A 9,127-nucleotide genomic window follows, 5' to 3' on the forward strand; every position below is an offset into this window, starting at 1 on the left:
CCTTGTAATCTCCTACTTTGCTCAGGACAGCAGCAATATCCTCCACATCGATTGAGGTAACAACATGAGGCAGCACTGCATTCATGGCACTCATAAGCGTTCCCACAGAGGCACCCTTTGCCTTCTCCATCATGGCGATCAACACATCCCTCTGTCTTTTGGTACGTTCAAAATCATCACCCACATAACGGATCCTGCAGTATGCCGTTGCCTGCAGTCCATTCAGTGTCTGCAATCCCGGTTCTGTAACCGGTTCATAATCAACACCTGCTGTCGCTGTAAAGGTTTTCTGGTCTTCACTCGTTCCCGCCATGCTGATCTGATAATTGTTCAGATGGCTGATCTCATTTTCCTTCACATCGATCTCCACACCGCCAAGAGCATCCACTGCCTCCATCAGTCCTTCAAAACCAACGGTTATGTAATCTGTCACGTAGAGATCGGTATTCATATTGATCATGCCAAGAGCCATTTCCGGTCCCCCCTTGGCATAGGCAGCATTGCATTTATTGTAGGTATCATTGCCAAGATTCAGATAGGTATCTCTGTAGATAGAGATCAGACGCACATCATGTTTGTCCATATCGATAGAACAGAGCATAATGGTATCACTTCTGTTATTTCCTTTGCCGAGGTTCTCATCTCTGGCATCTACTCCAAAAAAAGCAATATTATAAACTCCTGTATATGTCTTCGTCTCTTCGCCTTCTCCGTTTTCCTCTTCCTGTATCTTCTCCTTTACTTCCTCATTGACAGCAATATGTTCTGTATCGATCCTGTCCTTCTTTACACCATTTTTTCCTGTCGTACGGAGAACTACATATAAAGCACCCGCTGCTGCGATCAGAACTACCAGTTCCAATATAAAAAGCGGTATATGTTTTATCCATTTTTTCTTATCCATTCCCTGCTCCTTTGTGAATTGTCGTAATTTTCGACAAACATACCTTACTATTTTATCACAGGAGTCCGTAAATTTGAATAGAAAAGAATATTTTCTTAAAAAAATGTTACAAAGCCGTAATAATTACCTCAGATCAGATCCATAGCCTCACTCACACTGTCCACATAAATAATTTTGATCCCCTCTATATCTTTCAGACTTTCCCGGCATACCCCAGGTACAATACAGCAGGTAAATCCCAGCTTTTTCGCTTCCTGTACACGTACCTTGATCATACTGACAGCCCGCACTTCACCACTCAGTCCGATTTCTCCCATAGCTATGATGCTGCCATCCACTGCCCGGTTTTTAAAGCTGGAAACCACAGCCATGGCGATCCCAAGATCAATTGACGGTTCCATGATCTTGATTCCCCCGGCAATATTGACATAGGCATCGCAGCTACCAAGCTGCAGGCCAAGCCGTTTTTCCAGCACTGCCATCAGCAGATTCACTCTGTTAAAATCTGTCCCTGTGGTCTGCCGTCTCGGGATACCAAAATTACTGTGGCAGACAAGTGCCTGGATCTCTATCAGGATCGGTCTTGTTCCCTCCATGGCACAGGTTACAACCGACCCGCTGGCGTCCTCCGGTCTTCCGCTGAGCATCATCCTTGACGGATTCGTAACCTCCTTAAGTCCATCCGATTCCATCTCAAACACACCGATCTCATTAGTCGAGCCAAACCGGTTCTTTACTCCACGCAGGATCCGGTAGGCGGCATGTCTGTCACCTTCAAAATAAAGAACAGTATCCACCATATGCTCAAGCACCCTTGGTCCTGCTACGGTTCCTTCCTTGGTTACATGTCCTACGATAAAAATAGAAATATTCAGTCCCTTTGCCAGCTTCAGCAGGATACCGGTGGCCTCCCTTACCTGGGAAACACTTCCCGGTGCGGCAGATACCTCAGCAATGGACATGGTCTGTATAGAATCGATGATAACGATCTGTGGGCGTTTTTTCTGAATGACATCTTCAATAGTATCCAGATCTGTCTCACAAAGCAGCTTCAGATGATCTGTAAATTCGCCAAGTCTCGCTGCCCTGAGTTTGATCTGCCGCAGGGATTCCTCCCCGGATACATACAACACTTCTTTCCCTGCTGCTGCCAGCCTCTGGCAGACCTGCAAAAGCAATGTGGACTTTCCGATTCCGGGATCACCGCCTACCAGGATCAGAGATCCCTCCACGATACCGCCGCCAAGAACTCTGTCAAGCTCCCGAATTCCACAGCTTGTCCTCTCTTCCTCCGACAGTGAAATATCCGAAAGTGTCTCCGGCTCTGCCGCTGTATGTGGATTTCCCGTCTTTCTGCCACTGCCCTTACCAGTTCCTGTCACCACAGTCTCTTCTACAAAGGTGTTCCACTCCCGGCACCCCGGGCACTGCCCCATCCACTTTGCTGACTCATATCCACAGTTCTGACAGAAAAAAACTGTACCTTTTGCTTTTGCCATGCTTCCTGTTCCCTTTCTGAAAAAAACCTCCTGACCGGTAGGCCAGAAGGCTTTTACTTTATCTTGCTACAATGTCAACCTTAACTTCTCCTGCTCCTGCAAGCTCCACACTGAGATTCAGCTTGCCGCCCAGATTGGTCTTCATACCGCCAATACTCTGATCGTCCACATAGACTACATACTCGGTATCTTCCATCAGACCTACTGTGATCTGTGCATCCTCGTCTCCTTCCACCAGGAAGCTGACACCTTTTTCGGTTTCTCTGAAATTTAATACACTGGTTCCCGGTACGGACTCATATACAAATAAACCATTTCTTTCCAGCTTAGTCATTGTCTTAAATGTCTTAACCTTGTACTGATCACCATCATGCTCAAAATCCTCAACCTTCTGCTTGGTTTCAAGCCTGTGATTTCCAAAGCTTATGCTGCCATCCGCTTCTGTCCGGATCAGCTCTTTCACAACAGCCATCCTTATTTCCTCCATTGTATGCATTTGTATTAATTGTTGATAGCATTAGTATAATCTATTTTTTACTTAACGTCAAAAACAACTTTTCCTTTTCGATAACCTGCAGATACCGTATCCCCGGCCTTGATCCTTCCTGAAAGAAGCTCCTCCGCAAGTGCATCCTCCACTACCTGCTGCACGGCACGCTTTAACGGCCTTGCTCCCATCTTGTAGTCCGCATATTTCTCTACCAGATGCTCCTTCAGTGCTCTTGATGCACTCAGATGAATGGAAAGCTGCTTCTCGCATCTCGCAGAAAGCTCATGAAACAGCAGTGTGGTTATCTTTTCCATATCCACTCTGGTCAGCGGATGGAATACCATGATCTCGTCAATCCTGTTGATAAACTCCGGTTTAAACAGTCTTCTGACTTCCTCCATGACCCCTTCCTTCATCCGGTCATAGTTCTGTTTTTCAGTTTCTGCCACTCCAAAGCCCAGATTCTTTGGCGCAATGATGCGCTGTGCCCCGGCATTTGAAGTCATGATCAGAACCGTATTCTTAAAGCTGACCTTCCTTCCCTTGGAATCGGTGATATGTCCATCATCGAGCACCTGGAGAAGCACATTAAATACATCCGGATGTGCCTTTTCGATCTCATCAAACAATACAACTGAATAGGGATTCTTGCGTATCTTCTCACTGAGCTGTCCTCCCTCTTCAAATCCCACATATCCAGGGGGCGATCCTATCATCTTGGATACAGAGTGACCTTCCATATACTCTGACATATCCACACGGATCAGGGCATTTTCCGATCCAAACATAGCCTCTGCCAGTGCCTTGCTGAGTTCTGTTTTTCCTACACCTGTAGGGCCAAGGAACAGGAAGGATCCGATCGGTTTTTCCGGATCCTGCAGGCCGACCCGTCCCCTCCGTATTGCTTTTGATACGGCACTGACTGCTGCATCCTGTCCGATCACACGCTTGTGCAGGATGCTTTCCAGCTTCATCAGCCTTTCGCTCTCCGTTTCTGTCAGTTTTTTCACTGGGATCTTCGTCCATGCCGCCACAACTTCAGCTATATCATTCTCTGTTACCTTAAGCTCATCCTTTTCCTGTTTCTTCCTGTTTGCCTCACAGGCCTTCTCATATTTGTGGATCAGCTTTTCCTGCTCTGCCCTGCATATTCCTGCCTGATCAAACTCTCTTTTCTTCAGGAAGCCTTCCACTTTTCTGTCATATGCTGCAAGCTCCTCCTGCATTTTCTTCAGCTTTTCAGGAACGTGGGTTGCCTTCAGCCTGACTGCTGCTGAAGCCTCATCGATCAGATCAATCGCTTTATCCGGCAGATTTCTGTCATTGATATATCTCTCTGAAAGCTCTACCGCTGCTCTGACCGCCTCTTCTGTGATCACCACCTTGTGATGCTCCTCATATTTGTGGACGATCCCCTTGAGGATCCGCTCTGCCTCCTGCACAGTAGGCTCCTCTACCATGACAGACTGAAATCTTCTCTCAAGTGCTGCATCCTTTTCCACGTATTTATGATACTCCGCCACTGTAGTTGCCCCGATCAGCTGCAATTCCCCTCTTGCCAGTGAAGGCTTTAAGATATTGGAAGCATCAATGGCTCCCTCTGCACCACCCGCACCGATAATAGTATGCATCTCATCCAGAAACAGGATAATATTTCCTTCCTCCTGCACTTCATGGATCACTCTTTTCAGCCTTTCTTCAAACTCACCACGATACTTGGAGCCGGCTACCATTCCTGAAAGATCCATGGTAAGAAGACGCTTGTTCTGCACAGTAAAAGGTACTTCCCCGGCCACAATACGCTGTGCCAGTCCTTCTACCACTGCTGTCTTGCCGACACCGGGTTCTCCGATCAGACAGGGGTTATTCTTGCTTCTTCTGCTCAGGATCTCGATCACACGCTGGATCTCCTGTTCTCTTCCGATCACAGGATCCAGCCTGCCATCTCTCGCCAGGGCAGTCAGATCCCTGCTATACTGCTCCAGTGTAGCAGCACTTTTTTTGTTCTTCTGTTTCATCGCCAGATCCTCTTTATATAATGCAGGATCCTCACCCATTGCTGCCAGCGTATCAATATACAGCTTCTGTATGGCTGCACCCATAGTCCGGAGAAGTCTTGTTGCCACACATTCACTCTCTTTGAGCAGTGACAGCAGGATATGCTCAGTTCCTGTCTTATCTGCTCGGAAACGGTCTGCCTGTCTGTCAGCCTCCTGTAAAATGGCCTCTGCCTTTGGCGAATATTGTTCTCTGTCCTTTGTAACAACAGCTGCATCCGGACTGATCAGTTCTTTGATCATGGTAAGAAGCTGCTCTTCCTCTACCCCGTTTTCAGTCAGAACCCTTGCCGCCACACCGGTTCCTTCCTTTAATAGTCCTGCCAGAATATGTTCCGTCCCCACATAGCCCGAATGGATCCTGGCAGCTGTTTTTTCTGCCAGCTTCAGCGCTTTCTGCGCCTTTTCTGTATAATTCGAACGCATCTTAAATTCCTCCATATTCCTCATAGATATCGTCGATCATGGCATGGATCTCATCTCTGCTGATGCCCCTGCAGCTTGCCTTGGCAAGAAGCTTATGCAGTTCTGTATCGATCTCCTCAAGTGCCATCAGCTTATCTGCGTTGACTGCGATCACTGCGCCTCTTCTTCTGTCCATCTGGACAAAGCCCTCCTGACGCAGCACAGTATATGCCTTATTTACCGTATGCATGTTAATGCCGATCTCTTCTGCAAGCGCCCGCACAGAGGGAAGAGAATCCCCCTCTTTAAATCTGGCTGTAGCGATCCCATATACGATCTGATTCCGAAGCTGGATATAAATTGCTTCTGTACTGTTAAAATCAATTTCTATAATCATAGCTTATCCTGTCTTTATGAGTTACCCCTGAATCTTCTCTGCTGGATCTGTCACTGGCAGCTCCACTTTAGCAACGTGCGCCGCGAGGCACACGGTAACAACAGGGAGGAATAGCACCGCTATTCCTCCCGTTTCTCTTTCGTAGTTTATTTACAGATCTTTGTCATCCATATTCAGGAATTCAAATTCAAATTCATCATCATCTACGAGAAAATTCTGTGCCTTTCTTGACGTTTTTTTCACAGGCCGCTTTTCCTCTGCCGCTGTCAGATCTGCTTCCTGTCTTGTTTTTTTCCGGACAGGTCTTTCCTCTTCTTCATAAAAATCTTCTCTTTCCCTTGTCCGTTTCCTCTTTACTGGAACCGGTTCTTCTTCATAATCCAGATCACGGCTCTGTTTTTTCTTCTTCCTGACAGGTGGCTCCGGCTCTTCTTCCTGGAGCTCATCCTCTTCATCCTCATAATCCTCGTAATAGTAGGCATCCTTCAGCTTAAAGATCAGAATAGTCACTGCTGCGATCAGTATCACCATGATCACTGCCATAACAATGATAATAATCTTTTCTGTAGTTACCTGCTTCTGCAGTGCTTCATTGTCAGCTCCTGTCTGATTTACTACGTCAAGAAGGTTCGTTACTGACATCATGGTGCCATTTACATTATCATAAAGCCAGTAGGTTTCATCATTGTATACTACTTCATAATCATTGTGTTCCGGTTCTGCCGGGGTTTCTTCCTGGGATTCTTCAGTATCTGTTTCTTCCGGTATTTCTGTGCTTTCTCCATCTGCAGAAGCTTCTTCAGATCCGTCTGCATCTGCTGTATCAGTTCCATCTGTCTGTGAACCATCTGTATTTGCTGCTCCATCAGAAGAAGCTCCCATGGTGATCAGGTCAGAACGGATATAGCCTTCCTTGGAAGAACCATTCTTGGTAAAACGGATCTGATACCATTTCTTTCCGGCGCTGTCTGTTGCTTCTCCAATCAGGGTAATGCTTTCCCCTTTGGAAAGGGATGCTACCGGATCATGCGAAGTGGATGCACCGGAACGTATCTTTGCACTTTCAACCGCAACCGTAGCCGCCTGTTCACCAATAGATGTAGGTACGGTATCTGCCGGCTTTTCTGTGGCAGCTGCTGTTGTTGCCGCAGGTGCTGCCTCTACCTTAATATCATCTGATGTCTCTACCAGATCGGAACGGATATAACCATAGGTGTTATTACCATTCGGCACCTTATACCACACGGTTCCCGAAGAATCCTTTACAGCTCCTACAATATCGATCGTCTTTCCCTTGACTGTGCTCCCTACCACTGAGCTGCTTGTGCTTGCTTCAGAACGGATCTTTGCAGTTTCCGCCACTACCTTTCCCGAAGCTGCCAGACTGGTAAATGTCTGCAGTGACACAACCATAATAAAAGCTGCCACACCAAGCATTCCTCTGATCCAGGTTTCTTTCTGAAATAAAGCTTTCATTGCCTTCACTTCTTTTCTCCTTATCTTTCTCTTATAAAGCGCCTCTCTCCGGTTTCTTCACGGAAGCCTTCACTACCTCCCTGAATACCGGATTTTCTCATCCTGCGGGCTTCTTCCTCAAGCTGCCTGTGATACAGCTGTTCACATTTACTGCATAATCTGCCGCTGCTGATATTAGCACCGCACATTTCACATCGTATATAACCACCGGCATTATTAATGATCTCAAACCGGTTATCCTTGATCATATCACGTATGGACTTATGAGTTACACCTGTGGCATCTGATATCTCAGCTACATTTGCTCCCTTATGCTCATCCAGATAATTACGTACCTTTCCATAATCGTCATATTCCTGATGTCCACATTCTTCACATTCATATTCACCAAGTCCCTTGTAAACAAGAACCCCGCCACATTTTTCACAGTAGGACGGCCTGTGCAGCTCACCCATGCTGAATATCGCACGTCTCATATCCATCTTACGTCACCTTCTCCATTCCCACATGCTCAGGCTTCATCAATTGCCTTTCCAATATCATGACGCATATATTTGTTTTCAAAAGTAATCCATTCCGTCGCAGCATATGCATTTTTTCTGGCTTCCTTCAGGTCAGCCCCTTTTGCTGTTACACCAAGGACTCGTCCTCCGTTTGTCACAATCCCTTTTTCTGTTTTGGCTGTTCCTGCGTGGAAGCAGAAATAAGAATCCTGTCCTTCGAATTTCTCAAGACCCTGGATCACAAATCCTTTTTCATATTTGACCGGATATCCATCAGATGCAAGTACCACACAGACTGCTGCATTGTCCTCAAACTCCAGGTCAATCTGATCCAATGTGCCATCAATGCAGGCCTCCATCACTTCTATGATATCATTTTTCATTCTGGGAAGCACTACCTGTGCCTCCGGATCACCAAATCTGGCATTATATTCCAGAACCCTTGGTCCCTTCTCCGTCAGCATCAGTCCAAAAAAGATCACTCCTTTAAACTCTCTGCCCTCAGCCAGCATGGCATCCACAGTAGGCTGATAAATATATTTACGGCAGAAGCTGTCCACTTCTTCTGTATAAAAGGGACTGGGAGAAAAGGTTCCCATACCACCGGTATTTAATCCGGTATCTCCGTCTCCTGCTCTCTTGTGATCCTGTGCACTTGTCATGATCCGGATATTCTTTCCATCCACAAAGGAAAGCACCGATACCTCACGGCCTGTCATAAATTCTTCAATGACAAGTCTGTTTCCGGCACTTCCAAACTTCTTATCCTCCATGATCTCCTTAACGCCGGCCTTCGCCTCGTCAAGATCCTGGCAGATCAGAACTCCCTTTCCAAGAGCCAGTCCGTCTGCTTTCAGGACAATGGGAAAGTCTGCTGTTTCCAGATAGGCAAGTGCTGCCTTCGGATCATCAAAATTCTCATACGCTGCTGTAGGAATATTGTACTTTTTCATAAGATCCTTGGAAAATGCCTTGCTTCCTTCCAGGATCGCCGCATTTTTCCTGGGTCCGAAAGCCCGAAGACCTGCTTCCTCCAGTCTGTCTACCAGACCGCCTACCAGCGGATCATCCATTGCCACGATCGTCAGATCAATCTCTTTCTCTTTTGCAAATGCTGCAATCTTATCAAACTCCATGGCTCCAATAGGAACACACTCAGCGATCATGCCGATACCGGCATTGCCCGGTGCACAATAGATCTTGCTTACTTTTCTGCTTTTGGAAACACTGTATGCGATCGCATGTTCTCTGCCACCGCCGCCAACGATCAAAACCTTCATATCCGCCTCCATGAAATCTATGTAATCGTATTCTATGATACCAGGGTCAAAAGGTCTAAGCCCACATGAGCTTGCTCATAAGTGGGTGAAAGACCTTAGGACCCGCCCCGATATGA

At 46.7% G+C, this 9,127-nt stretch carries 8 protein-coding genes; all 8 read right to left on the reverse strand.

The window, feature by feature from the left end; translation table 11 throughout:
• Positions 1 to 904, reverse strand: a 904-nt coding sequence (locus WJQ40_RS07590) for an LCP family protein (RefSeq protein WP_337539026.1), incomplete at its 3' end; no start/stop codon positions are given.
• 128 nt (positions 905 to 1,032) lie between these two features.
• Positions 1,033 to 2,403 carry a DNA repair protein RadA gene (gene radA / locus WJQ40_RS07595; RefSeq protein ID WP_118798182.1) on the reverse strand — a complete coding sequence of 457 codons (1,371 nt, stop codon included), beginning with the start codon at positions 2,401 to 2,403 and terminating at the stop codon, positions 1,033 to 1,035.
• 58 nt (positions 2,404 to 2,461) lie between these two features.
• Entirely contained in the window at positions 2,462 to 2,875 is a 414-nt protein-coding gene (locus WJQ40_RS07600; RefSeq protein WP_118798181.1) for an endosialidase, read from the reverse strand.
• A 62-nt stretch (positions 2,876 to 2,937) separates the two neighbouring features.
• Positions 2,938 to 5,376 carry an ATP-dependent Clp protease ATP-binding subunit gene (locus tag WJQ40_RS07605; protein WP_262574654.1) on the reverse strand — a complete coding sequence of 813 codons (2,439 nt, stop codon included), beginning with the start codon at positions 5,374 to 5,376 and terminating at the stop codon, positions 2,938 to 2,940.
• Position 5,377: 1 nt separating this feature from the next.
• The gene (locus WJQ40_RS07610; RefSeq protein ID WP_118798179.1) at positions 5,378 to 5,752 is read right to left on the reverse strand and encodes a GntR family transcriptional regulator; all 375 of its coding nucleotides are present in this window, start codon (positions 5,750 to 5,752) and stop codon (positions 5,378 to 5,380) included.
• Between the two features lie 150 nt (positions 5,753 to 5,902).
• Positions 5,903 to 7,228: an SH3 domain-containing protein gene (locus WJQ40_RS07615; RefSeq protein ID WP_337539030.1), complete on the reverse strand. Its 1,326-nt coding sequence runs from the start codon at positions 7,226 to 7,228 to the stop codon at positions 5,903 to 5,905.
• A gap of 20 nt (positions 7,229 to 7,248) precedes the next feature.
• Positions 7,249 to 7,710 carry a hypothetical protein gene (locus WJQ40_RS07620; RefSeq protein ID WP_118798177.1) on the reverse strand — a complete coding sequence of 154 codons (462 nt, stop codon included), beginning with the start codon at positions 7,708 to 7,710 and terminating at the stop codon, positions 7,249 to 7,251.
• 29 nt (positions 7,711 to 7,739) lie between these two features.
• Positions 7,740 to 9,011, reverse strand: a complete 1,272-nt coding sequence (gene purD, locus WJQ40_RS07625; protein WP_337539028.1) for a phosphoribosylamine--glycine ligase — start codon at positions 9,009 to 9,011, stop codon at positions 7,740 to 7,742.
• Positions 9,012 to 9,127: the final 116 nt, after the last annotated feature.

The sequence above is a fragment of the Suilimivivens sp. genome (assembly GCF_037359455.1).
Taxonomy (GTDB): Bacteria; Bacillota; Clostridia; order Lachnospirales; family Lachnospiraceae; genus Suilimivivens; species Suilimivivens aceti.

Excerpts from the sequence above, each read along its gene's own strand:
- WJQ40_RS07610 (WP_118798179.1), bottom strand. The coding sequence starts at position 5,752 with ATGATTATAGAAATTGATTTTAACAGTACAGAAGCAATTTATATCCAG.
- WJQ40_RS07615 (WP_337539030.1), bottom strand. The coding sequence starts at position 7,228 with ATGAAAGCTTTATTTCAGAAAGAAACCTGGATCAGAGGAATGCTTGGT.
- WJQ40_RS07605 (WP_262574654.1), bottom strand. The coding sequence starts at position 5,376 with ATGCGTTCGAATTATACAGAAAAGGCGCAGAAAGCGCTGAAGCTGGCA.
- purD (WP_337539028.1), bottom strand. The coding sequence starts at position 9,011 with ATGAAGGTTTTGATCGTTGGCGGCGGTGGCAGAGAACATGCGATCGCA.
- WJQ40_RS07620 (WP_118798177.1), bottom strand. The coding sequence starts at position 7,710 with ATGGATATGAGACGTGCGATATTCAGCATGGGTGAGCTGCACAGGCCG.
- WJQ40_RS07600 (WP_118798181.1), bottom strand. The coding sequence starts at position 2,875 with ATGGCTGTTGTGAAAGAGCTGATCCGGACAGAAGCGGATGGCAGCATA.
- radA (WP_118798182.1), bottom strand. The coding sequence starts at position 2,403 with ATGGCAAAAGCAAAAGGTACAGTTTTTTTCTGTCAGAACTGTGGATAT.